Consider the following 22,900-nt stretch of genomic DNA (forward strand, 5'->3'; position numbering starts at 1 on the left):
CGGGGTGCGGTGCGGGGCCTCAGGTCCCGCGCCGCACCTCGAAGTGGTCGATGCGCTCGCCGCCGGAGGCCAGCGCCTCCACCTTCAGCCGGGGACGGGCGCCGCTGATCGCCTCCACCGAGAGGAACGAGAAGCCGCGGTAGCGCACCCGCGACCACCGCACCGACTCCGCCTCGGTGTCCCGGGACTTGGTCCAGCGGAACGTGGTGACCGGTTCGTCCTTCGCCGGCCGGCCCTCGTGGCTCTCCTGCACACCGCCGGGGAAGCCGTACAGCTCCTTGCCGCCGCCGCCCGCGGTGACGTACACGATCCCGTCCCGGCGCGGGTCCGTCGTGCCGCCGACCGGCACCGGCCGGCCCACCTCACCGTTCTTCACGGCGTCGGTCCGCTCGTAGACGTGGTTGTGCCCGTTGATCACCAGGTCCACCTCGTGCCGGGCGAACAGCGGCAGCCACGCCGCGCGCACCCCGCCGTCGGAGGCGTGCGTCGACGTCGAGTACGCGCAGTGGTGGAAGAAGACCACGACGAAGTCGACCGCCGCGTCGGCGCGCAGTCCGCCGAGCGTGCGGTCCAGCCAGCGCGTCTGCCGGCCCTCGCTGTAGCCGAAGTTGGCGGGGATCTCGTAGGAGACGTCGTTGGCGTCCAGCGCCACCACGCCCACGTTGCCGTAGGTGAAGGCGTACACGCCCGGTGCCGTGCGCGGGTCGAAGCCGCTGTCCGGCAGGGAGAAGCGGGCGAGCTGGCCGCCGTAGCCGTCGGGGGAGTACCAGGCCTCCATGTCGTGGTTGCCGGTCGTCACCATCCACGGCACCGACCGGGCGACCGGCTCGGTCTGCCGCAGGAACCGGTCCCACTGGCTCGCGTCGAAGACGTCCGAGTCCTTGCCCTTGCCGGTCGGGTCGGCGTAGCAGATGTCTCCCGCGTGCAGGTGGAACGCCGGGTCCCGGCGCAGCAGCGCCCGGTCGATCCGGGCGGCCTCCGGGCCCACGCCCTGGTCGCCGAAGGCGGTGAAGACGAACCGCTCGGGCCCGCGCGCCGGGGCCGTGCGGAAGGAGGCGACGGTGGGGCGGTGGCCCGGCGACGCCGGGTCGAACCCGTCGTGGCCCACGCCGTAGTAGTACGTGGTGCCCGGCAGCAGGCCGTCCAGGGCCGCGTGCAGGTAGTACTGCTCCACCGGCGCCCGGACGCCCTTCAGCCCCGGGGTGTGCAGGTCGCGCAGCTCCGCCTCGACCTTGCGGCCGAGGTCGTCCGGGCGCAGCCCGACGCGGAGGTACGGCTTGCGCACCGCGAACGGCACCTGCCAGGAGATCCGCATCTGCGTCCGCGGGTCGGCGCCGAAGGCGAGATGGCGGCCGAACGGGGTGACGTGGGCGCCGGGTGCCGTCGACGTCACGGCCGACGGGGCCCGGGTCGCGGACGCGCCGCCCTGCCCGGCGCCGGTGCGCCCGCCCGAGCAGCCGGTCAGCAGCCCGCTCGCGACCGCGCCCGCGGTGGCCAGCGTGCGCCGCCGCGACAACCGGGCGCGCAGGTACGCGTGCTGTTCCGCCATGCTCATCCGGCCGGCGAGTTCGGGCGGGATGCCGAAGTGGGGGATCTCCATGTCCGACGAATGTCCCGGTACGAGCCGACGACCGCCCCACATACGGGTGAACGGAGCCTGACGGACCAGTGCCGTCCCCCGGTCGGACGCGGCGCCGGTCACCCCGGGTGTCCGCATCCCGGACACAGCATGTCATCCCATGGGACGAGGAGTAGGGTGCTCGCATGTCGGACAGCTCTCGCATCATCGATCTCGCAGTGATCCCCGGTGACGGCATCGGCCAGGAAGTGGTGGCCGAAGGCCTGAAGGTCCTCTCCGCCGTCCTTCCGCAGGATGTGAAGCTGGAGACCAAGGAGTACGACTTCGGCGCCCGGCGCTACCACGCCACCGGTGAGACCCTCACCGACGCCGACCTCGACGCCCTGAAGCAGCACGACGCCATCCTGCTCGGCGCGATCGGCGACCCGTCCGTGCCGTCCGGCGTCCTGGAGCGCGGCTTCCTGCTGAAGCTGCGCTTCGCCTTCGACCACCACGTGAACCTGCGCCCGTCGAAGCTGCTGCCGGGTGTGGACACGCCCCTCAAGGGCGAGCCGGCCATCGACTTCGTCGTGGTCCGCGAGGGCACCGAGGGCCCGTACACCGGCAACGGCGGCACCATCCGCAAGGGCACCGAGCACGAGGTCGCCACCGAGGTGTCGGTCAACACGGCCTTCGGTGTGGAGCGCGTGGTCCGCGACGCCTTCGCCCGTGCCCAGGCCCGCCCCCGCAAGAAGCTGGCGCTGATCCACAAGAACAACGTGCTGACCTTCGCGGGTCACCTGTGGACCGACGTCTTCAACAAGGTGGCCGAGGAGTTCCCCGAGGTCACCACGGAGTACATGCACGTGGACGCGGCGACGATCTACCTCGTCACGCAGCCCGAGCGCTTCGACGTGATCGTCACCGACAACCTCTTCGGCGACATCGTCACCGACCTCGCCGCGGCCGTCTCCGGCGGCATCGGCGTCGCCGCGAGCGGCAACATCAACCCCTCCGGCGCGTTCCCCTCGATGTTCGAGCCCGTGCACGGCTCCGCCCCGGACATCGCCGGGCAGGGCAAGGCCGACCCGACCGCGACCGTGCTGTCCGTCGCCCTGCTGCTGCGCCACCTCGGCCACGAGGCCGAGGCCGACCGCATCGACGAGGCGGTGGCCGCCGACCTCGCCGAGCGCACCGGCAAGCCCGCCCGCTCCACCTCGGAGATCGGCGACGCGCTCGCCGTACGAGTAGCCGGCTGACCCGCCGCTGCTTTTCCGCAAGCCGCCGGGTCGCATCCGCACCCGGCGGCTTCCGCATGCCCCCGCCGGGTGTCACCATCGACCACCGGGTCGGAATCACCCCGTTCCTTCCGCCTCCGCCCACGGGCGATAATCGAACGTGAGGCCGCGGAATGAGGGAATGCTCGGACGTCCTAGCACTGGTCCTCACCAGAGCGGTACCGAGCGCGGCCCGTCACTACAACCGGTGAAGGACATCAACCCATGACGACGCCCACGATCGAGCTCAAGCCCTCCGCCAACCCGCTCTCCGCAAGCGAGCGCGAGGCGATCCTGGCCAACCCCGGGTTCGGCCGGCACTTCACCGACCACATGGTGACGATCAAGTGGACGGAAGGCCGCGGCTGGCACGACGGCCAGCTCGTGCCGTACGCCCCCATCTCCCTCGACCCGGCCACCACGGTCCTGCACTACGCGCAGGAGATCTTCGAGGGCCTCAAGGCCTACCGCCGCCCCGACGGTTCGGTCGCCACCTTCCGCCCGGAGAAGAACGCCGAGCGCTTCCAGCGGTCCGCGCGCCGGCTGGCGATGCCCGAGCTGCCGGTGGAGACGTTCATCGAGGCGTGCGACGCGCTGGTCGCGCAGGACCGCGCGTGGGTCCCGGCGCACGGCGGCGAGGAGTCGCTCTACCTGCGTCCGTTCATGATCGCGACCGAGGTCGGGCTGGGCGTGAAGCCGGCCAACGAGTACCTGTTCCTGGTGATCGCCTCCCCGGCCGGCGCCTACTTCCCGGGCGGCGTGAAGCCGGTGTCCATCTGGGTCTCCGAGGACCGCGTGCGTGCCGTCCCGGGCGGCATGGGCGACGCCAAGACCGGCGGCAACTACGCCGCGTCCCTGCTCGCGCAGGCCGAGGCGGCGGCCAAGGGCTGCGACCAGGTCTGCTACCTCGACGCGGTGGAGCACACCTGGGTCGAGGAGCTCGGCGGCATGAACCTGTACTTCGTGTACGGCAACAAGATCGTCACGCCGTCCCTGACCGGGTCGATCCTGGAGGGCGTCACCCGCGACTCCCTGCTCACCGTCGCCCGCGACCTCGGCTACGAGGCCGAGGAGGGCCGTGTCTCGGCCGACCAGTGGCAGCGGGACTCCGCGAACGGCTCGCTCACCGAGGTGTTCGCCTGCGGTACGGCCGCGGTCATCACGCCGGTCGGCACGGTCAAGCGGGCCGGGGCGGAGTGGCAGCAGAGCGGGGGTGAGCCGGGCGAGGTCACGGTGCGGCTGCGCCAGGCGCTGCTCGACATCCAGCGGGGCACGGCCGAGGACAAGCACGGCTGGATGCACCGGCTGGCCTGACCACGCCGAACCGGCGTCCGGCCTGGCCTCGGGGCCGGGCTCGCCCCTGCCGGGGGCCGGACGCGGGTGCGCGTGGATGGCGCGGTGGGGCGGGAGGCCGTGCCGCCCGGCTCCTGCCCGCGGGCCGGTCCGGCGGGCGCCCGGCCTGTGCCCACGGCCTGTGCCCACCCGCTACCCGAAGCTGTCGGAGGACGGTCCTGCCCGCCTCGTCGGAGGCGGTCGGCGGGGCGGGAGGCCGGGTGGCCGGGCCCGCATCCGGCCTTGTCTGGGGCCGGTTGAGCCGGGACCCGGCGCCGTCTTCCGGGCGCCGGTCGGGTGGGCTCGGCCATGGCCGCCCGGCCTCCCGAATCCCCCGGACGAGGGTGCCGCCCGCCTCGTCGGAGAGCGGTCGCGGGGTGCGGGGGGCCGGGTGGCTCGTGGCGGACGGTGCGGGCCCCGGGACCGTTCAGTGAGCCGCCCGCCCCCGGGGCGGTGGGTCAGGGGGTGGGGTTCGGCGCCGTCTCCTGGGCCGGCTGCTGTGGTGTCCGCGGGCCGGGGGCCGTGCGGGCCGCCCTCGGGGACGACAGCACGTAGGCCGCTCCGCCCACCAGCCCCGACAGCAGGAAGCTGCAGTCCACCCCGCCGGTCAGCGCCAGCAGGGGTCCCTCGTAGGACGGCAGGGAGACCGCCAGGACGCCCACCGTCGCCCCGGCCGCCCAGGACGCCGTCGCCGGGACGTTCCAGCCCGCGCGGTACCAGTACACCCCGCCCCGGGAGCGGCGGTTGAACACCTGGAGGGCGTCCGCGTCGTAGACCCCGCCGCAGCGGGCGAAACCGATCAGGGTGATGACCGCCCACGGTGTGCCGATCGCCGTCAGCAGCAGCACGAAGGACGTCATGGCGTCCTGGGTGGTCGAGTGGTAGTGCCCGGCGAACACGGCGGCGGTGGCCACCACGGCGACCGTGTAGGTCGCCCGGGCCCGCGAGGCGCGCGGCAGGATCGCGTCCAGGTCCAGGCCCATCGAGTACAGCATCAGCCCGGCGTTGCCGACCGAGCCCGCCGAGGCCGCCAGCAGCAGCGGGACCAGGTACCAGCCGGGCGCGGCGCCGACCAGCGGACCCGCGTAGTCGAGGGCGGCCCGGGCCGCGTAGGCCGTGAACGTGCCGAACAGCTGCGGTACCAGCAGGCCCAGCATCAGCCCCAGCCAGGTCGCGTGGAGCACCCGGCGCGAGGAGTGCCGGGCCGGGGAGATGTAGCGGGTGTAGTCGCCGAGCAGGGTGATGAAGGCGACGGGCCCGGACAGCCCGGCCGCCACGGCCGCCAGCAGCCAGGTCGGCCAGAACCCGCCCAGCAGGTAGCCGCCCGCTCCGGGCAGCGCGGCGGTGGTGAAGTGCGGGGCGTAGGCGATCACGCCGAGCGCCAGCAGGGCCGTCATGCCGAAGGCGAGGACCCGGGACATCGCGAGCAGCACCCGGTAGCCGTAGACGGCGCCCGCGACGGTGGCGGCGGCGAGCAGGCCGTAGACGACCGCGTAGGCGGTGCCGCCCTGGGGAAGTCCGACGAGCCGGCCCAGTACGCCCACCATCACGTCCCCGCCGATCCAGACGGTCAGCGCGGTGTAGCCGAGGGCCAGCAGCAGGCCGACGATCGAGCCGACCAGCCGTCCGCGCACCCCGAACTGGGCGCCGGAGGAGGTCGACAGGTTGGTGCCCGTGCGCAGCGAGACCAGGGCGAGCGGGGCCGTGAACACCACCCCGACGACGGTGCCCGCGACCACCGCCGCGACGGACGACCACCAGTCGAGGCCGAAGGACGGCGGCAGCCAGCCGAAGACGATCACGCCGAGGCAGAGGTTGGAGCCGAGCAGGATCGAGACGAGGTCCCGTGGGCCGCTGGTGCGTTCCTCCTCGGGGATGGTGTCGACTCCGCGCTGTTCGATCGGCATGGGCTGGTCTCCTTCGACGCCACCGAGTGTTAGAGCGACGCTCAATGTGGTGCAGTGCTTCCTGTTTCGTCAATGGCTGGGTTGCGGAAACCCAAGGTTTAGAGTGATGCTCTAAGTCCTCGACGGCAAGGAGGTGCCGAGGCGTGAGACTGACTCCCACGGAACGTGACCGGCTGCTGCTCTTCTCCGCCGCGGAGCTGGCCCGGGCCCGCCGGGCACGCGGGCTGCGGCTGAACGTGCCGGAGGCCACCGCGCTGATCGCGGACACCGTGTGCGAGGCGGCCCGGGACGGCGCCCGGCTCGCCGAGGCGGTCGAACGGGCCCGGGCGGTGCTCGGCCCCGGCGACGTGCTGCCCGGTGTCGCCGACGTCGTCACCGAGGTGCACGTCGAGGCCGTCTTCGACGACGGCTCACGGCTCGCCGTCGTCTCCGACCCGCTGGGCCCCGGCTCCGGCCCCGACGCCCCCGGCGCGCTGCTGCCCGGCCCGGAGCACCCCGAGCCCGAACCGGCCGACCGGCTCACGGTCACCAACACGGCGTCCGTGCCCGTCTCGGTCACCTCGCACTTCCACTTCTTCGAGGCCAACCCCCGCCTCGACTTCCCCCGCGCCCGGGCCTACGGCATGCGCCTGGCCGTGCCCGCCGGATCCTCCGTGCGGTTCGGGCCCGGGGAGAGCGTCGACGTCGCCCTGGTGCCGATCGGCGGCGACCGCGTCGCCATCGGGTTCGCCGGACTGGTCGACGGACCGCTGGACGCCCCGGGCGCCCGCGAGGAGGCGCTGCGCCGCGCCGCCGCCTGCGGCTACCTCGGCGTGACGGACACCGACGGACAGGAGGACGGGCGATGAGCCGCCCGGGAGGACACCCCGACGAGGCCCGCCGCCTCACCCCGCACGAGTACGCCGCCACCCACGGCCCACGCGCCGGTGACCGCATCCGCCTCGGCGACTCGGGCCTCACCGTCCGCGTCGAGTCCGACTCCCAGCGGCCCGGCGACGAGTTCCTCGCCGGGTTCGGCAAGACCGCCCGCGACGGACTGCACCTGAAGGCCGCCTCGGTCCGCGAGACCTGCGACGTCGTCGTCAGCAACGTCGTGGTGATCGACGCCGTCCAGGGCGTGCGCAAGGTCTCCCTCGGCATCCGCGAGGGGCGGATCTGCTCGATCGGGCGGGCCGGGAACCCCGACACCCTGGACGGGGTCGACGTCGTCGTCGGCACGGGCACCTCGATCGTCTCCGGCGAGGGGCTCATCGCCACGGCCGGGGCGGTCGACACCCACGTCCACCTGCTGTCGCCGCGGGTCATGGAAGCCTCGCTCGCCTCCGGCGTGACCACGATCATCGGGCAGGAGTTCGGGCCCGTGTGGGGCGTCGGGGTCAACTCGCCCTGGGCGCTGCGCCACGCCTTCGGCGCCTTCGACGCCTGGCCGGTCAACATCGGCTTCCTGGGCCGCGGTTCGTCGTCCTCGCCCGCGCCCCTGGTCGAGGCCCTCGCCGAGGGCGGGGCGTCCGGCTTCAAGGTGCACGAGGACATGGGCGCCCACACCCGCGCCCTGGACACCGCGCTGCGCGTCGCCGAGGAGCACGACGTCCAGGTCGCCCTGCACAGCGACGGGCTGAACGAGTGCCTGTCCGTCGAGGACACCCTGCGCGTGCTGGAGGGCCGCACCATCCACGCCTTCCACATCGAGGGCTGCGGCGGCGGGCACGTCCCCAACGTCCTGAAGATGGCGGGCGTCCCGAACGTCATCGGCTCCTCCACCAACCCGACCCTGCCCTTCGGCCGGGACGCCGTCGCCGAGCACTACGGCATGATCGTGTCCGTCCACGACCTCAAGACCGACCTGCCGGGCGACGCCGCCATGGCCCGCGACCGCATCCGGGCCGGGACCATGGGCGCCGAGGACGTGCTGCACGACCTGGGCGCCATCGGCATCACCTCCTCCGACGCGCAGGGCATGGGCCGGGCCGGCGAGACCGTCCGCCGCACGTTCGCCATGGCCGGGAAGATGAAGGCCGAGCTGGGCGACCCCGGAGCCGGGCACGACAACGAGCGCGTCCTGCGCTACATCGCGAAGCTGACCATCAACCCGGCCGTCGCGCACGGCCTCTCGCACGAGGTCGGGTCCCTGGAGACCGGCAAGCTCGCCGACATCGTGCTGTGGCGCCCGGAGTACTTCGGGGCAAAGCCGCAGCTCGTGCTGAAGGCCGGCTTCCCGGCGTACGGGGTGACCGGCGACCCGAACGCGGCGACCGACACCTGCGAACCCCTCGTGCTGGGACCGCAGTTCGGCGCGCACGGGGCCACACCGGCCGACATCTCCGTGGCGTTCGTCGCGCAGGCCGCCCTGGACCAGGGGCACGACACGCTGCCCACCCGGCGGCGCCGGGTCGCCGTACGCGGCACCCGGGGCATCGGACCGGCCGACCTGCGCCTCAACTCCCGCACCGGCGCCGTCGACGTGGACCAGCGCACCGGGCTGGTCACCCTCGACGGCGAGCCACTGCGCTCCGCACCGGCCGACTCCGTCTCCCTCAACCGTCTCTACTTCCTCTGAGGATCCACGATGTCCGCAGCCGCCGACGGCTTCCGCATGCCCGCCGAATGGGCCCCGCACGAGCGCACCTGGATGGCCTGGCCCGGCCCCAACGCCACCTTCGAGTCCCCCGACGACCTGGCCGCCGCCCAGGCCGCCTGGGCGTCGGTCGCCCGGGCGGTCCGCCGCTTCGAGCCGGTGACCGTGGTGTGCGGCCCGGGCCGGTCGGCGCAGGCGCGGACCCTGCTGGGCGACGGGATCGACACGGTCGAACGGGACCTCGACGACGCCTGGATGCGCGACATCGGGCCGACCTTCCTGACCGACGGCAAGGGCCGGCTGGCCGCCGTCGACTGGACGTTCAACGGCTGGGGCGCGCAGGAGTGGGCGAGCTGGGAGCACGACGCGAAGATCGCCGCGCACGTCGCCGACCTGGCCGGGGCGCGCACGTACTCCTCGGAACTGGTCAACGAGGGCGGCGGGATCCACGTCGACGGGGAGGGCACGGTCCTGCTGACCGAGACGGTCCAGCTCGGACCCGAGCGCAACCCGGGCTGGAGCCGCGAGCGGGTCGAGGCCGAGATCCACGCCCGGCTCGGCACCCGCAAGGCGATCTGGCTGCCGCGCGGCCTGACCGGCGACTACCCTCCCCACGGCTTCGGCACCCTCGGGCACGTCGACATCGTCGCCGCCTTCGCCCGCCCCGGTGTCGTCGTCGCCCACTCCCAGCCCGACCCCGCCCACCCCGACCACGAGGTCACGCGGGAGGTCATCGGCCTGCTGAAGGCGCAGACCGACGCCCGGGGCCGCCGCCTGGAGGTCGTCGAGGTCCCCGCCCCGACGGTCCTGGAGGCCGACGGCCACTGGGCCGACTACTCCTACATCAACCACTACCTGTGCAACGGCGGCGTCGTGCTGTGCGGCTTCGACGATCCCCGCGACGAGATCGCGGCCGGGATCTTCCGCCGCCTGTTCCCCGAGCGGACCGTGACCCTGGTGGACGCCCGTACGATCTTCGCGGGCGGTGGCGGCATCCACTGCATCACCCAGCAGCAGCCGAGAACCTAGGAGCGCACATGGCCGGTGGGCGAAAGCAGGCCCCGCCCCGCGAGGACGTGCTCGCCGCCGCCATGGAGATGATCGCCGAGCGCGGCCTGGAGAAGCTGACCATGGCGGCGCTCGGCCGCGAGGTCGGCATGAGCAGCGGTCACCTGCTCTACTACTTCGGCTCCAAGGACGAACTGCTGCTGCGCACCCTGGAGTGGAGCGAGGGCCGCCTCGGCGCCGAGCGCGCCCGGCTGCTGACCCGGGCCGCCCCCGCCGGCGAACGCCTGCGCGCCTACGTCGACCTGTACGTCCCCGACGGCCACCGCGATCCGCACTGGACGCTGTGGCTGGAGGTCTGGAACCGGTCGCAGAACGCCGCCGTCGAATCCGACGCCCGGGACCGGCAGGCCGCCATCGAGGGCGCCTGGCACCGCGACCTGGTCGCCCTGCTCGCCGAGGGCATCTCGCGCGGCGAGTTCCGCCGCGTCGACCCGGACCGCTTCGCCGCCCGCCTGCGCGCGCTGCTGGACGGGCTGTCCATCCACGTCGCCATCGGCCTGCGCGGCACCGACCGGGCCGGGGTGCTGCAGCACGTGGCCGAGTTCCTCGCCGACGGGCTCCTCGCGGACGGCTGAGCGGCGCGGCGGGACTCCGCACGGGCGGCATGTCCGCCACCCGGAGCCGATCGACCGCATGCTGAGACGCCGGTGAGCCGGGCCCGGGGACTGTGCCAGACTTCCCGCGTGCTCTCGTTCGCCATGATTATTGGCAGCAGGCGCGCCGGTCCGCAGTGACCGCACGTACGACCAGGTACGGGCGGACACCGTCGTCCTCGACCCGCGCGCAGACCTCTCGCACCCGCGAGGGGTTTTTCGCATTTCTGGCCCACCCGCAGCCGGAAGGCGAGAGCGCGAGGGAGTATGTGAGGGCGGTGGAGCCGGTCATTCCGGTACGACCGAGATCCCATCCTCAGGAGCCTTTGAGACCATGACCGAGACCAGCGAGCCCGACGACTCGTTCCACGTCTTCGACACGACCCTGCGCGACGGCGCCCAGCGGGAGGGCATCAACCTCACCGTCGCCGACAAGCTCGCCATCGCCCGGCACCTGGACGACTTCGGCGTGGGCTTCATCGAGGGCGGCTGGCCCGGCGCCAACCCGCGGGACACCGAGTTCTTCGCCCGGGCCCGGCAGGAGGTCGACTTCCGGCACGCCCAGCTGGTCGCCTTCGGCTCCACCCGCCGCGCCGGCACCACCGCGGCCGAGGACCCGCAGGTCAGAGCCCTGCTGGAGTCCGGTGCCCCGGTGATCACCCTGGTCGCCAAGTCGCACGACCGCCATGTCGAGCTCGCCCTGCGCACCACCCTCGACGAGAACCTCGCGATGGTCGCCGACACCGTGTCCTTCCTGAAGGAGCAGGGGCGCCGGGTCTTCGTCGACTGCGAGCACTTCTTCGACGGCTACCGCGCCGACCCGGAGTACGCCAAGGCGGTCGTGCGCACCGCGTCCGACGCCGGCGCCGACGTCGTCGTCCTGTGCGACACCAACGGCGGCTTCCTCCCGGCGCAGATCCAGGCGGTCGTCGGCACCGTCCTCGCCGACACCGGCGCCCGGCTCGGCATCCACGCCCAGGACGACACCGGCTGCGCGGTCGCCAACACCCTGGCCGCCGTCGACGCCGGCGCCACCCACGTGCAGTGCACCGCCAACGGCTACGGCGAGCGCGTCGGCAACGCCAACCTCTTCCCGGTCGTGGCGGCCCTGGAGCTGAAGTACGGCAAGCGGGTCCTGCCCGAGGGGCACCTGCGCGAGATGACCCGCATCTCCCACGCCATCGCCGAGGTCGTCAACCTGACCCCCTCCACGCACCAGCCCTACGTCGGCCTGTCCGCCTTCGCCCACAAGGCCGGCCTGCACGCCTCCGCGATCAAGGTCGACCCGGACCTGTACCAGCACATCGACCCCGAGCGGGTCGGCAACACCATGCGGATGCTCGTCTCCGACATGGCCGGGCGGGCCTCCGTCGAGCTCAAGGGCAAGGAGCTCGGCGTCGACCTCGGCGGCGACCGCGAGCTGGTCGGCCGGGTGGTCGAGCGGGTCAAGGAGCGCGAGCTCAAGGGCTACACCTACGAGGCCGCCGACGCGAGCTTCGAGATCCTGCTGCGCACCGAGGTCCAGGGCAGGCCCCTGCGCTACTTCCAGGTCGAGTCCTGGCGGGCCATCGTCGAGGACCGGCCCGACGGGTCCCACGCCAACGAGGCCACGGTCAAGCTGTGGGCCAAGGGCGAGCGCATCGTCGCCACGGCGGAGGGCAACGGCCCGGTCAACGCCCTCGACCGGGCCCTGCGCGTCGGCCTGGAGAAGATCTACCCCCAGCTGGCCAAGCTGGAGCTGGTCGACTACAAGGTCCGCATCCTGGAGGGCAAGCACGGCACCAACTCCACGACCCGCGTGCTGATCTCCACGTCGGACGGCTCGGGGGAGTGGTCCACGGTGGGCGTCGCCGACAACGTCATCGCGGCGAGCTGGCAGGCCCTGGAGGACGCGTACACCTACGGCCTCCTGCGGGCCGGGGTGGTCCCGGCCGAGTAGGACGGGCGGGGCGGGCCGTTCCGGGCCCGGATCACATCGCCGTGTCCCTGGACCGCGGGCCCGGAACCTCGCCGCCCCGGGCGCCGCCGGGCGCCCGGTCCAGCCGGAACAGACCCGCGCCGTGCGGGCGCTGGCCGGTGACCTGGGCGGTCGAGCGGGTCAGTTCCTCGACGCCGTCGGCGAGGTAGCCGACCCAGGCCGACCCCTCCTCCTCGACGATCCGGTGGGCGTCCGTACGCAGCCGCTCGATCACACCCAGCAGGGCGGCCTGCTCCTTGTCGCTCGGGGAGTCGGTGGTCCGCAGGTACGCCTGCGCCCACTCCGCCTGCGCCTTCTTCAGCAACTGCTGCAACGCCAGCTGCGAGCGGATGTACCGGGTCCAGGACGCCGAGAAGCCGAAGATCCGGTCGAACAGCACGCAGCCGGCGCCGGCCGCCAGGAACACGAAGCCCCACTCGGGCTGCACGGCGGTGGGCGCGGCCGCGTGCACCAGGGGCGTCAGCGTGCCGACGATGCCCAGCAGCGCCGCGAGCGCCCGCAGCGAACGCGACCAGAGCGCCGGTCCGCGCCGCCGCGCCAGATACCAGTCGATCGCCGCCAGCACCTCGGCCTCGGCGTGCCGGAAGAGCTCCCACAGCAGATCGGCCCGGGTCCGCGACCGGTCCAGCTCGCTCAGTCCGGACACGGTCATGTCCTGGGCCCTGCGTCGTCCGAGCATGCCTTCGTCCCCCCGCCTCCCGCTGCGGCCGGCGGGCCAGGGCGGCCCACGGCACTGCGTGCACAGGCATCGTAGGGCCCGGGGCGGCCCAAGAACCGGGTCCCGGACGATCTCCCTTTCTGTGCTGATTCGGGTAGCTTCGAACATATGAAGGCCCACTTGGTGCGTACCGTCATACGCCTGCTGATCGTGCCGGTCGCCGCCGTGCTGGCGGTGCTGGTGGCGGGTGCGCCGGGTGCGCACGCGGCCACCGACCTGTCGAAAGTCGCCGCGGAGCTGCGCGAGAGCCCCGTCTACGTGGACCCGGCCGCCTCCGACCTGCTCTCCGCGTCGGACGCCGAGGCGCTCGCCGACAAGATCAAGGACGCCGACAGGCCGATCTTCGTGGCGGTCCTGCCGGCCGGCTACCCCACGCAGGACCTGTTCCGGAACCTGCGCACCGAGACCGGCGTCACGGGCCTGTACGGCATCCGCCTCGGCGACCGGTTCGACGCCCGCGCCGACCGCGCGGTGATGAGCCGCCCGGCGGTGTCCAACCTCGTGTCGGCCGCGCAGGGCGCGGGTGACACCAAGGCCCAGCTGAACGACTTCGTCGACGACGCCCTGCGCAGTATGCGCGGTACGGCGCCGAGCAGCTGGGGCGGCGGCTCCGGCAGCGACGTGCCGGTCGGCGGGCTGATCACGGTCGGTGCCCTGGTCGCGGCCGGCGGCGCCGGCACCTACGCGCTGGTCCGGCGCAACCGCCGCCGCCACGAGGAGGAGCAGCGGGCCGCACTGGAGAGGCTGCGCGTGGTGGTCGACGAGGACATCACCGCCTTCGGCGAGGAACTCGACCGCCTCGACTTCCGCCCCGGGGAGCCCGGCGCCGACGACGCCATGCGCGCCGACTACGAGCGGGCCCTGGACTCCTACGACCGGGCCAAGTCCCTGATGGCGGCCGCGGCGAAGCCGGAAGACGTGCGGGCTGTGACCCAGACCGTGGAGGACGGCCGGTTCTCCCTGGCCTCCCTCGCCGCCCGCCGCGAGGGCCGGGTCCTCCCGGAGCGCCGCCCGCCGTGCTTCTTCGACCCGCGCCACGGCCCCTCGGTGGCCGACGCGAGCTGGACGCCGCCCGGTGGCACCACGCGCGAGGTCCCGGTGTGCGCGGCCGACCAGGTGCGGCTCGCGGAGGGCCGCGACCCGGCGGTGCGGGAGGTCGACACCGACCACGGCCGCCGCCCGTACTGGGAGGCGGGCCCGGCCTACGGCCCCTGGGCCGGCGGCTACTTCGGCGGCGGCCTGCTGCCCGGCCTCCTGGTCGGCACGGCACTCGGCAGCATGATGGCCGGCCCCGCCTACGCGGCCGACTACGGCTCCGGTTACGGCGACTTCAGCGGCTACGAGGGCGGCGACGTCTCCGGCGCGGACTTCGACGCCGGTGACTTCGGCGGGGGGTTCGGCGGCGGAGACTTCGGCGGAGGCGGCGATTTCGGCGGCGGCGGCGACTTCGGGGGCGGTTTCTGACCCGGGCCGCGCCACGGACCCGGCCGCCCCACCGGCCCGGTTCCGACCCGGGCCGCCCGTCCGCCCGCGCCCCTGAAGCCGACGCCCGGGTACGGGCATGATGCCGGGCCCTGAGGACACGCACGGGCCGACGGGACGGTGTCTAGCGGCTAGCGGCTAGCGGCGGGCGTGCTCGGGCGTGGCCGAACGGCGCCCGGCCTCACGGCCGTCCCCGGCGGCAGCCGTGGCACTGTCCCGGCCGTCCCCGGCGGCAGTCGCGGCAGTGTTCCGCCCGCCCTCGCCGCGACCCACGACGACGACGGCCAAGAGGCAGACGGCCAGTCCCAGGGCGGTCCGCACGCCGAACGGCTCGCCGAACATCAGCGCTCCCCACACGGCCGTGACCGGCGCCATGAGGAACATCAGCGTGTTGACGGCGGTGACGCCGGAGCGCCGGAGCAGGAGCCAGTACAGCCCGTACCCGCCGACGGTGGACAGGACCACGAGCCAGACCACCGCCAGCCAGAAGGCGCCCTCGGCGGGCGGCGCCGCTGCCCCGGCCGCGACGGCCAGCACGGAGAACAGGACGGCACTGGTGACGCAGTGGACCGTCAGGGACACCTGCGGCGCGACGCGTGAGCGGGACCGGCTCTCCAGGAACGTCGCCGCGATCAGCGAGAACATCCCGAGCAGCGGGACGGCGTAGGCCCACCGGGGCACACCGGCACCCGCCGTCGCGTCGGCCAGGGTGACCACGGTGACGCCGCCCAGGCCCAGGACCAGGCCGATCCACTGCCGGCCTGACACGTACTGCCCCAGCAGCGGCCCGGCGAGGGCACCCGCGACCAGCGGCTGCACCCCGTCGATCAGGGCCGTCGTCCCGCTGGAGACGCCGAGCTGGATGGCGTGGTACACGCTCAGCAGGTAGCCGCTCTGCGACAGCAGGCCGATGACGGCCTGGCGGGTCAGGTCCCGCGCGGTCAGCCCCCGCCAGGCGCCGCGCGCGACGGCGGCCACGGCCACGAGGACGAGGGCCGGCGGCAGGAACCGCCACATCAGGACGGTGATCGCGGACGCGCTGCCCGCGCCGAGCTTGGCACCGATGAAGCCGGAGCTCCAGCACAGCACGAAGGCGAGCGACAGGAGGATCTTCACGGCGTCACCCCAGCCAGTAGACAGATCTGTTTACCCGTTCCGGCTCACTATACAGATCGGTATAGTGAGGAGCATGAGCACGACCGGGACCCCGCGCCGCATCACCATGACGCCCGCCGCCCGCCGCGCGCTGCTGGCGGCCGGCCGGCTCTTCTACGAGCGCGGCATCCACGCGGTGGGGGTCGACCTCATCGCGGCCGAGGCCGGGGTGACGAAGAAGACGCTCTACGACCGGTTCGGCTCCAAGGAGCAGATCGTCGTCGAGTACCTGGCCGACCGCGACGAGCGCTGGCGGGCCTTCCTCGCCGAACGGCTGGACGCGGCGGGGCCGGACCCGCGCGCCCGCGTCCTGGCCGTCTTCGACGCCACGGGCGCCTGGGCCGCGGACCTCAGCCCGAAGGGGTGCAGCATGGTCAACGCCCATGCGGAGATCAGCGACCCGGCCCACCCGGCCCACCCGGTCATCACCGGGCAGAAGCGGTGGATGCTCGACCTGTTCACCCGCCTCGTCGAGGACATCGCCCCCGAGCGGGCCGGCGAGCTGGCCAGGACGCTGATGCTGCTGCACGAGGGCGCCCTGGTCGCGCACGGGCTCGGCATCTTCCCGGACGCGGCGGCGTCGGCGCGCGAACAGGCCCGCGCCCTGCTCCCGTAGCGGACGGCGTCCGCCGCGCCGTCTCCGTACGGTGGTGCCATGAGCGCCACCGACGACACCGGCCCTCTCGCCTTCGCGACCGTCGCCGGGCTGGACGCCTGGCTCACCGCCCATCCGGCCCCGCATCCGGGGCTGTGGGTGGAGGTGGCCAAGAAGGGCTCGGGCATCCCCTCCGTCAGCGCCGCCGACGTCAACGACGTGGCCCTGTGCCACGGCTGGATCACCGGGCAGCGCAAGGAGCTCGACGCCGCGCGCTACCTCCAGCGGATCACCCCGCGGCGGCCCGGCAGTCTCTGGTCCGCGGTCAACGTCCGGCGGGTGGGGGAGCTGACCGCCGAGGGCCGGATGCGCCCGGGCGGACTCGCGGAGGTGGCGGCCGCGCGGGCCGACGGGCGGTGGGACGCGGCGTACGCGTCGCAGAAGGAGGCCGAGGTCCCCGACGACCTGGCGGCGGCGCTGGAGCGGAACCCGCGGGCCGCGGCGGCCTTCCGGGCGCTCGGCCGCACGGACCGCTACCTGGCGATGCTCGGCGTCCTGCGCGCCCGGACGCCGGCCGCGCGTGCGGATCGAGTGGCGGCGGCCGTGGCGGCGTTGGAGTCCCGCGGGGGACCGGACCGCTGAGGGCCCGCGGCCGCGGGAACGAGCCTGGCGTCGCCTGGGACGCTCCAGGCCGTTCGCCGACCGGGAGGACCGGGAGGACCGGGACGGCCGGGAGGACCGGGACGACCGGGGCGGCCGGACGACCGAGGCGACCGGGACGACCGAGGCCACCGGGACGACCCGGGGCGTGGAAGCGGACCGGCACGCAGACGCCGGTGTCACCGGCCCCGGGTCCCCGCGCGTGACGGCCTGTGTGACGGCCCGGCGCCGCCGCGGCGCCGGGCCCGGTACAGCCGGTCAGAGCGTGGACGCCGCCGAGGCGATGGCGGAGGCGAAGGTCGAGACCTCCGTGTAGACACCGGGCGCCTGGGGCCGGGCGCAGCCCTCACCCCAGCTGACGATGCCGACCTGGATCCAGTCGCCGACGTTGTCCTTGCGGAACATCGGGCCGCCGGAGTCGCCCTGGCAGGTGTCGACGCCGCCCGCGTCGAAGCCGGCACAGATCTCCTCGTTCGCCACGAGGCCGCTGTACGAGCCGCCGTAGGCCCGGCACGCGGCGTCGCTGACGAACGGCACGGTGGCCTTCAGCAGGTAGCGCTGCTGGGCACCGCCCTCGCGGTTCGCGCCCCACCCGGCGACCGTGAAGTCGCCGGTGTTGTACTGCGCCGTGGTGGCGATCTTGAGAGTCGGCAGGTTGATGGGCTGGGCGAGCTTGATCAGCGCCCAGTCCTTGCCGGTGCCGTTGTAGCCGGGGGCGCGCAGCACCTTGGTGGAACGCACCTGCACGCGGCCGCTGGTCGACTGGAGGTCCACGACCCCGGCGGTCGCGGTGATGCTCGTGTTGTTGCCGGAGCGGCCCACGCAGTGCGCGGCCGTGAGCACGATCTGCTGGGTGTAGAGCGCGCCGCCGCAGCCCATGGAGAGCCGGACCATGAACGGGAACTCGCCCTGCGCGGCGCGCGTTCCGCCGACCACGGGCGAGGGGGCGGCCTGCGCGGCGGAGACGGGCTGGAGGCTGGCGATCGCGAGCGCGGCGGCGCCGAGGACGGCGCATCTCTTGAGGGCCGTGAGGAGTCTCTTCAACGTGATGCCTTCCGTGGGGGGTTGACTGGGGAGGTGCAACCGGAGCATCAGATTGACGAGCGCATGACAGCAGCATGGGCAAAAAGAACGTCCATGGACTGGCATGGACTGGTCAAAATTCTGCTGCTGGATTATGAGAACGCCGACGGTCCTTCCACAAGGGGCGCGTTCCGGCCAGACCGGTCCGGTGGCGTGGGGCCACCGGACCGGCCGCGCGGGCTCACGCGTTCCTGACGGCCGAGATGTCGAAGGTGAGCTTGATCTTGTCGGACACCAGGACACCGCCGGTCTCCAGCGCGGCGTTCCAGGTCAGGCCCCACTCGGAGCGCAGGATCTCCGCCTTGCCCTCGAAGCCGGCGCGCTCGTTGCCGAACGGGTCCTTCGCGACGCCGTTGAACTCGAGGTCGATCGTCAGCGGGCGGGTAGTGCCGAGGATCGTCAGGTCGCCGGTGATGCGGTAGTCGTCACCGCCGAGCGCCTCCGCGCGGGTGGAGCGGAACGTCATGGCCGGGAACTCGTCCGCCTTGAAGAAGTCGGCGCTCTTGAGGTGGCCGTCGCGGTCCGCGTTGCCCGTGTCGATGCTGTCCATGACGACGTCGAGGGAGGCCGTGGAGCGCGAGGGGTCGCTGCCGTCGAGGTGCAGGGTGCCCGTGAAGTCCTTGAAGCTGCCCTTGACGTTGGTGACCATGGCGTGCCGGGTCGTGAAGCCGATCGTGGAGTGCGCGGGGTCGATCGTGTAGTCACCGGTCAGGGCGGCGAGGTCCGGGCTGACGGCACCGTCGGTGGTGGTGGTGGCGGTGGTGGTGCTGCGGCTGAAGATGCTCATGGTGTACGCCTCCTGCGCTTATGTTGAACGTTGAACTATCTCGACGGGTCCCACCGTAGACCCATTCCGTTCAACATTCAACATCTTCGGCGGGTGTGTTTCCGTCCCGTCCCGTCCCGATCCGGCGCGTCCCGTACACCCGGATGGCCGCATCGAGCGGTGCGCCGCGGGGGCGACGCGGGATTCCGGTGGAGACGCCACGGACCGTGCGCCGCCCGGGAACGGGGCCGCGGGAGACGGGCCGGGCGGGCGCGGGGCCACGGCCGTGTGCGGTGGCGGGGTCCCGGGAGACGGGGTTCGGTTGCAAGGAACCGTATGGAGACGCGACAGACGAGACCACGGCGGACGCACAGCGCAGGGGAGAGCGACTCGTGACACTCACCGGCTCCGGCTCGGCCCACGACCCCCGGACGGACTCAGCCCCACGCCACTCGGCGGCCCCCGCCCCGGACCGGCCCGGCGCCTACGGCCCGGCGCGGGGACTCGACCGGCGCGTGGCCCTGGTCACCGGGGCCTCCTCGGGCATCGGGGCCGCCACGGCACGCCGTTTCGCCCTGGACGGCTGGCACCTGCTGCTCAGCGGGCGCGACCGGCACGGCCTGGAGCGGACGGCCTCGGGCACGTCGGCCGTCGTGCTCCCCGCCGACCTCGCGGCCCCCGACGGGCCCCGCCTGCTGGCCCGGTCCGCCCTGCACACGACCGGCCGCATCGACGCCCTGGTCGCCGGGGCGGGGCTCGGCTATACCGGGCCCTTCGCTGCCATGCCCCACACCGACATCGACCGGGTGCTCACCCTGGACCTCAACGCCACGCTCCACCTCGTGCGCGAGGTGCTGCCGTCCATGATCGCCGCCGGGCGCGGCCGGGTGGTGCTGCTCGGCGCGGCGGCGGGCGGCGGGGGAGTGCCGCAGGAGGCGGTCCACTCCGCCGCCCGGGCCGGACTGGCCGCCTTCGCCGAGGCACTGCGCCGCGAACTGCGCGGCACGGGCGTGGGCGTGACGCTCGTCGAGCCCGGCCCCGTGGGCGCGGCGTTCCCCGCACGCGAGGGCGACCACGCGGGCCGTCTGTCACCTGGCCACGTGGCCGCCCGGATCTGGGAGGCCGTGTCCCAGGACCGCGACGAGACCGGCGCACCCGCCCGGCCGCGCCTGCCCGACCGCGTCCGCGAGCTGGCGCCGGGCCTCTACCGCAGATGGACGAACGGCCCGAACCGACCTGGATGAGCCGAAGTCCCCAAGCGCCCGGTCGGCTTGCAGCGCCCCGGGTGGGGGTCGGTCCCCTTGCGGGTCTGCTCGTGACCCCGGGTGAGGGTGGGCCCTTTGCGGGTCTGCTCGTGACCCCGGGTGAGCGGCACGGCCCAGTCCCCCACCCGGCCACGAGACGGCTGGCAGGGCCCGGACTCCGCGGTCCCCCGTCCGGTTGATCCGGGCGATCCGGCCGGTTCCGGCGTTCAGGGCGAGCCCCCGCGCGTGGTAGGGCATGGGCATGACCGTCCCGCGCCGCGCCCTGCCCGGGGGCCGCCACCGGCCCACCCGTCGCGCCCTGCTGCTGACGGCCGCCGCCCTCGCGGCGACCGGCGGCGCCCCGCCCGCCACCGCGAGCGCCGCCTCCGGCCCCACCGGTGCCGGTGACCCGTACGACGCCTTGCGCCACCGCTGGCTGGAGCTCGCCCTGGGCAGCGGGTACGACCCGGCAGCCGAGCCCTACGCCGGACGGCTCGCCCGGACCGGCGCCCTCGCGCGGGAGCTGAGCGGCACCATGGCCCCGGCCGCCGGCTCCCTCTGGCCCGGCCACCCCTTCGACCCCCCGGCCGGCATCACCCTCAGCTACGGCCGGCTGTGGACCATGACCCAGGCCTACGTCCAGCAGGGCACCGGCTCCACCGCCGATCCCGACCTGCTGACCGGCGTCCTGCGCGGCCTCGACCACCTCGCCACCACCGTCTACCACCCGGCCACCACCCCCTACGGCAACTGGTGGGAGTGGCAGATCGGCAGCCCCCGCCTGCTGATGGACATCACGGCCGCCCTCCACGACCAACTGGGCGACGCCCGGGTGCGCGCCGCCTGCGCGGCCGTCGACCACTTCGTCCCCGACTCCGCGATCGGCGACTACAGCGGCACCTCCACCGGCGCCAACCGCGTCGACCTGTGCCGCTCCGTCGCCCTGCGCGGCGTCCTCGGCCGCGACCCGGCCAAGATCGCCCTCGCCCGGGACGCGCTCTCCCCGGTCTTCCCGTACGTCACCCGGGGGGACGGCCTGTACGCCGACGGCTCGTTCGTCCAGCACACCTGGGTCGCCTACTCGGGCACGTACGGCCAGGTCCTGCTCGACGGCCTGGGCCGCCTGTTCGCCCTGCTCGCCGGATCCGACTGGGAGGTCACCGACCCGAACCGGCAGATCGTCCTCGACAGCGTCGAGCACGCCTTCGCGCCGCTCGTCCACGACGGCCTCGTCATGGACGCCGTCAACGGCCGCGCCCTCAGCCGCGGGCTCCTCGCCGCCGACGACCGCCGGGTCATGCACAGCGACCACTACCACGGCCAGCAGCTCATCGCGGCCATCGCCCTCCTCGCGGCCGGCGCGAGCCCCGCCGAACGCGACCGCTGGCACGCCCGCGTCAAGGGGTGGATCGAACGGGACACCGTCAGCCCTGTTCTGACGGCCCCTCAGTACGGCGTCGCCGACCTCGCCCGGCTGCACGCGATCGCCGCCTCACCCGTGCCCGCGGCGCCCGAACCCGCCGGCCACCGCCTGTTCGCCGCCATGGACCGCGCCGTCCACCGCGGCCCCGGCTTCACCGTGAGCGTCGCCATGGCCAGCGACCGCATCGCCCACTACGAGTGCGGCAACGGCGAGAACCCGCGCGGCTGGCATACCGGCGCCGGCATGGTGAGCTGGTGGTCCGGCACCGGCGACCAGTACACCGACTGGTACTGGCCGACCGTCGACTGGTACCGCCTGCCCGGCACCACCGTGTCCACCAGGCGGCTCGCGGACCGGGAGGGCGGCGAATGGGGCACCGCCCGCCCCGCCGCCCGCTGGGTCGGCGGCACCACCGACGGCCGGTACGCGGCCCTCGGCCAGGACCTCAGGGGCCTCGGCTCCACCCTCCGGGCCCACAAATCCTGGTTCTTCGCCCACGACGCGGTGATCTGCCTGGGCGCCGGGATCAGCTGCTCCGACGGCGTCCCCGTGGAGACGGTCGTCGACAACCGCAACCTGGGGGAGTCCGGCACCCAGCGCTTCACCCGGGGCCCGCACTGGGCCCACCTGGAGGAGCACGGCGGCTGGGTGCTCCTCGACGGCGAGGCGCGGGCGCTGCGCGAGGACCGCACCGGCGCCTGGTCCGACATCAACACCGGCGGCACGGCCGAGCGCCGCACCCGCCGCTGGCAGACCCTCTGGCTCGACCACGGCACCGACCCGCACGACGCCACGTACGCCTACCTGCTGATGCCCGGGGCGTCCCGCCGCGCCGTCGCCCACCGGGCCGCCGACCGCCCCTGGCTGTCGGTCCTCGCCAACGACGCCGGGCGCCAGGCGGTCGCGGTGCCCTCCCTGGGCCTCACGGCGGCGAACTTCTGGCAGGCGGGCACGGCGGGAGCGCTCACCGCGTCCGCGGGAGCGAGCGTGCTGATCGTCCGCAGCGGCCGCGGCGCTACGCTCTGCGTGAGCGAACCGCCCCGCACGGGCGAGCCCCTGGAGATCGTCTGGGACCGGCCGGTGCGCCGGGTGATCCGCGCCGACGACTCGGTCCGCGTCCTCGCCACGGGCACCCGTCTGCGCGTCCGCGTCACTCCGGGGGAGGCATGCGCCACCCACGTCTGTGAGGTGGCTCTCGCCTGACGACTTTGTACGACCCCTACAAGCGACATGCCCTCTGAGCAGTCGGAAAGGCTGCACCCGGCCCTGGTTCTGTTCAGGGGTACCAGGAAAACACGCCGGAGACTGTGAGGAGTCGACGGCCCCCATTCCTCGGTCGGCTTCGTAAGGTCGCTACATGACCGTTTTGGATGAGGCGCCGGGTGAGCCGACCGACGCGCGCGGACGCGTGGCCGAACTGCACGAGATCCGTGCGCAGGCGGTGGCCGGACCGAGCGAGAAGGCGACCGAGGCGCAGCACGCCAAG

General features: G+C 73.7%; 18 protein-coding genes. 12 read left to right on the top strand and 6 right to left on the bottom strand.

The features are described from left to right. Positions 1 to 19: 19 nt before the first annotated feature. Positions 20 to 1,600, bottom strand: a complete 1,581-nt coding sequence (locus ACZ6ZN_RS32650) for a purple acid phosphatase family protein (RefSeq protein ID WP_469651778.1) — start codon at positions 1,598 to 1,600, stop codon at positions 20 to 22. A gap of 164 nt (positions 1,601 to 1,764) precedes the next feature. On the opposite strand from ACZ6ZN_RS32650, the gene ACZ6ZN_RS32655 reads away from it, so the two are divergent. Beyond that, positions 1,765 to 2,817: a 3-isopropylmalate dehydrogenase gene (locus ACZ6ZN_RS32655; RefSeq protein WP_469651780.1), complete on the top strand. Its 1,053-nt coding sequence runs from the start codon at positions 1,765 to 1,767 to the stop codon at positions 2,815 to 2,817. A 243-nt stretch (positions 2,818 to 3,060) separates the two neighbouring features. Beyond that, positions 3,061 to 4,149 (top strand): branched-chain amino acid aminotransferase, encoded by a 1,089-nt coding sequence (locus ACZ6ZN_RS32660; protein WP_469651782.1) that lies wholly within the window; start codon positions 3,061 to 3,063, stop codon positions 4,147 to 4,149. Between the two features lie 476 nt (positions 4,150 to 4,625). Here the strand turns inward: ACZ6ZN_RS32660 and ACZ6ZN_RS32665 are convergent, their stop codons facing one another. Next, positions 4,626 to 6,074, bottom strand: coding sequence for a cytosine permease (locus ACZ6ZN_RS32665; protein ID WP_469651784.1), 1,449 nt, complete (start codon positions 6,072 to 6,074; stop codon positions 4,626 to 4,628). A 143-nt stretch (positions 6,075 to 6,217) separates the two neighbouring features. On the opposite strand from ACZ6ZN_RS32665, the gene ureA reads away from it, so the two are divergent. The 5 genes from ureA to cimA all read left to right on the top strand — a co-directional run bounded on the left by ureA (position 6,218) and on the right by cimA (position 12,249). Beyond that, positions 6,218 to 6,922 carry an urease subunit gamma gene (ureA, locus tag ACZ6ZN_RS32670; protein ID WP_469651786.1) on the top strand — a complete coding sequence of 235 codons (705 nt, stop codon included), beginning with the start codon at positions 6,218 to 6,220 and terminating at the stop codon, positions 6,920 to 6,922. Next, complete coding sequence (locus ACZ6ZN_RS32675; RefSeq protein ID WP_469651788.1) at positions 6,919 to 8,631, top strand: urease subunit alpha; 1,713 nt, start codon at positions 6,919 to 6,921, stop codon at positions 8,629 to 8,631. Before ureA ends, ACZ6ZN_RS32675 begins: the two co-directional genes overlap by 4 nt. Before the next feature lie 9 nt (positions 8,632 to 8,640). After that, positions 8,641 to 9,678, top strand: coding sequence for an agmatine deiminase family protein (locus ACZ6ZN_RS32680; protein WP_469651790.1), 1,038 nt, complete (start codon positions 8,641 to 8,643; stop codon positions 9,676 to 9,678). Positions 9,679 to 9,686: 8 nt separating this feature from the next. Next, positions 9,687 to 10,292 (top strand): TetR/AcrR family transcriptional regulator, encoded by a 606-nt coding sequence (locus ACZ6ZN_RS32685; RefSeq protein WP_398106404.1) that lies wholly within the window; start codon positions 9,687 to 9,689, stop codon positions 10,290 to 10,292. 352 nt (positions 10,293 to 10,644) lie between these two features. Then, positions 10,645 to 12,249 (top strand): citramalate synthase, encoded by a 1,605-nt coding sequence (cimA, locus tag ACZ6ZN_RS32690; protein ID WP_451879541.1) that lies wholly within the window; start codon positions 10,645 to 10,647, stop codon positions 12,247 to 12,249. 31 nt (positions 12,250 to 12,280) lie between these two features. Here cimA and ACZ6ZN_RS32695 read toward each other — a convergent pair whose 3' ends face one another. Next, positions 12,281 to 12,967: an SLATT domain-containing protein gene (locus ACZ6ZN_RS32695; protein WP_451879540.1), complete on the bottom strand. Its 687-nt coding sequence runs from the start codon at positions 12,965 to 12,967 to the stop codon at positions 12,281 to 12,283. Between the two features lie 147 nt (positions 12,968 to 13,114). Between ACZ6ZN_RS32695 and ACZ6ZN_RS32700 the strand changes: the two genes are divergently transcribed. After that, entirely contained in the window at positions 13,115 to 14,470 is a 1,356-nt protein-coding gene (locus ACZ6ZN_RS32700; RefSeq protein ID WP_469651793.1) for a hypothetical protein, read from the top strand. A gap of 156 nt (positions 14,471 to 14,626) precedes the next feature. Here ACZ6ZN_RS32700 and ACZ6ZN_RS32705 read toward each other — a convergent pair whose 3' ends face one another. Further along, positions 14,627 to 15,604 (bottom strand): DMT family transporter, encoded by a 978-nt coding sequence (locus ACZ6ZN_RS32705; protein WP_469651795.1) that lies wholly within the window; start codon positions 15,602 to 15,604, stop codon positions 14,627 to 14,629. Between the two features lie 73 nt (positions 15,605 to 15,677). On the opposite strand from ACZ6ZN_RS32705, the gene ACZ6ZN_RS32710 reads away from it, so the two are divergent. Beyond that, the gene (locus ACZ6ZN_RS32710) at positions 15,678 to 16,259 is read left to right on the top strand and encodes a TetR/AcrR family transcriptional regulator (protein ID WP_451879537.1); all 582 of its coding nucleotides are present in this window, start codon (positions 15,678 to 15,680) and stop codon (positions 16,257 to 16,259) included. 39 nt (positions 16,260 to 16,298) lie between these two features. Then, the gene (locus ACZ6ZN_RS32715; RefSeq protein ID WP_469651798.1) at positions 16,299 to 16,880 is read left to right on the top strand and encodes a YdeI/OmpD-associated family protein; all 582 of its coding nucleotides are present in this window, start codon (positions 16,299 to 16,301) and stop codon (positions 16,878 to 16,880) included. A gap of 276 nt (positions 16,881 to 17,156) precedes the next feature. Here the strand turns inward: ACZ6ZN_RS32715 and ACZ6ZN_RS32720 are convergent, their stop codons facing one another. Both ACZ6ZN_RS32720 and ACZ6ZN_RS32725 read right to left on the bottom strand, forming a co-directional pair. Then, entirely contained in the window at positions 17,157 to 17,942 is a 786-nt protein-coding gene (locus ACZ6ZN_RS32720; RefSeq protein WP_398106396.1) for a S1 family peptidase, read from the bottom strand. Positions 17,943 to 18,162: 220 nt separating this feature from the next. Continuing rightward, positions 18,163 to 18,768 (bottom strand): YceI family protein, encoded by a 606-nt coding sequence (locus ACZ6ZN_RS32725; RefSeq protein WP_469651801.1) that lies wholly within the window; start codon positions 18,766 to 18,768, stop codon positions 18,163 to 18,165. A gap of 371 nt (positions 18,769 to 19,139) precedes the next feature. Between ACZ6ZN_RS32725 and ACZ6ZN_RS32730 the strand changes: the two genes are divergently transcribed. Both ACZ6ZN_RS32730 and ACZ6ZN_RS32735 read left to right on the top strand, forming a co-directional pair. Further along, positions 19,140 to 19,991: an SDR family NAD(P)-dependent oxidoreductase gene (locus ACZ6ZN_RS32730; RefSeq protein ID WP_469651803.1), complete on the top strand. Its 852-nt coding sequence runs from the start codon at positions 19,140 to 19,142 to the stop codon at positions 19,989 to 19,991. A 262-nt stretch (positions 19,992 to 20,253) separates the two neighbouring features. Then, complete coding sequence (locus tag ACZ6ZN_RS32735) at positions 20,254 to 22,617, top strand: polysaccharide lyase 8 family protein (protein WP_469651805.1); 2,364 nt, start codon at positions 20,254 to 20,256, stop codon at positions 22,615 to 22,617. The last annotated feature ends 283 nt before the right edge of the window (positions 22,618 to 22,900 follow it).

This window comes from Streptomyces sp. NPDC053665 (assembly GCF_055585285.1).